The organism is Streptomyces humi, assembly GCF_001005085.2.
In the GTDB taxonomy this organism is placed as follows: Bacteria; Actinomycetota; Actinomycetes; order Streptomycetales; family Streptomycetaceae; genus Streptomyces; species Streptomyces humi.
This window is the reverse complement of record NZ_LBMU02000176.1, coordinates 1-1,465: the sequence shown is the minus strand read 5'-3', so window position 1 is coordinate 1,465 and position 1,465 is coordinate 1. Positions and strand designations below refer to the sequence as shown.

Below are 1,465 nucleotides of genomic sequence, written 5' to 3'. Positions count from 1 at the left end.
CGCCCCGAGCGGTCACCACGGTGGCGTGGATCGCCGGATGCGCGGTCAGAACCGTCTCGATCTCGCCGGGCTCGATACGGAAGCCACGCACCTTGAGCTGGTCGTCAGCCCGCCCCAGATACTCCAGACGGCCCTCGGACAGCCAGCGCACACGGTCACCGGTGCGATACAGCCGGGAGCCGTCACCGCAGAAGTGGTCGGGAATGTAGCGCTCGGCGGTCAACGACGCACGGCCCAGGTAGCCACGGGTCACGCCCATGCCACCGATGAACAACTCACCCGCCACGCCCACCGGCACCGGGTGCAGCCGCTCGTCCAGGACATACACCCGCGTGTTGGCGATCGGCGAACCGATCGACAGCGGACCATCCGTCACCCGGTCACAGGTGGACCAGATCGTCGTCTCCGTCGGGCCGTACATGTTCCACACCTCGGCACCGCTGCTCAGCAGCGCCTCCGCCAGTCGGGCCGGCAGCGCCTCACCACCCGACAGCACCCGCAGCCCTTCGACACCCGGCCAGCCGTCGGCCAACAGCATCTGCCACAACGACGGAGTCCCCTGCACCACCGAAGCACCCGTCCGCACCAACTCACCCGCCAGCAGACCAGGATCAGCCACTGCGTCGCGCGACGCGACAACAACCCGAGCCCCCTGCACCAGCGGCAACCACAACTCCAGCCCGGAGATGTCGAAGCCAAGGGTCGTCACCGCCAGCAGAACGTCTTCGGCGCTCAGGCCCGGCCTCTGAGCCATCGCGGTCAAGAAACCCAGAAGGCTCCGCTGCCCGACCAGCACCCCCTTCGGCCGACCCGTCGAACCGGACGTGTACAACACATACGCCAACCCATCAGCAGGCACACCCGCCTGCGGCGAGGTGGAGGGCGCAACCGAGACAGCTGCCTTGACAGCGGCGTCGTCCAGCCACACTGCCGTCCGCACAGGCAGACGACCAGCCACCGACCGATGCCCCACCAACACCGAGCAACCACTGTCCGCCAGCATGAACTCCAACCGATCCGCAGGAAACTCCGGATCCAACGGCAGATACGCACCACCGGCCTGCCACACCGCCAACACCGCCACCACCATGTCCACACCGCGCTCCACACACAGCCCCACCACCGACTCCGCACCCACACCCACCGACCGCAAGTAATGGGCGAGACGGTTGGCCCGCGCCATCAACCCGCCATACGTCACCACCACATCACCCGACACGACCGCCACCACATCCGCAGCCTCCGCCACCCGCCTGGCGACCAGCTCCCCCACCCCGCCGACCGACGGCACCACAGCCGCCGTGGCGTTCCAGCCCGCCACCACCTCATCCCACTCACCCGACGACAACACCGGCAACTCACCCACACGCCGGCCCGCGTCCTCCCCCACCGCCTCCAACACCGTCACCAGATGACCGGCCAACCGCTCCACCGTCACCGCATCGAACAACGCGCTGCTGTACTG

At 68.2% G+C, this 1,465-nt stretch carries 1 protein-coding gene; it reads right to left on the bottom strand.

All coding sequences use genetic code 11. The features are described 5' to 3' along the window. Nucleotides 1-1,465: non-ribosomal peptide synthetase (locus tag AAW13_RS43710; protein WP_143145120.1), on the bottom strand; the 1,465-nt coding region annotated here is incomplete at both ends.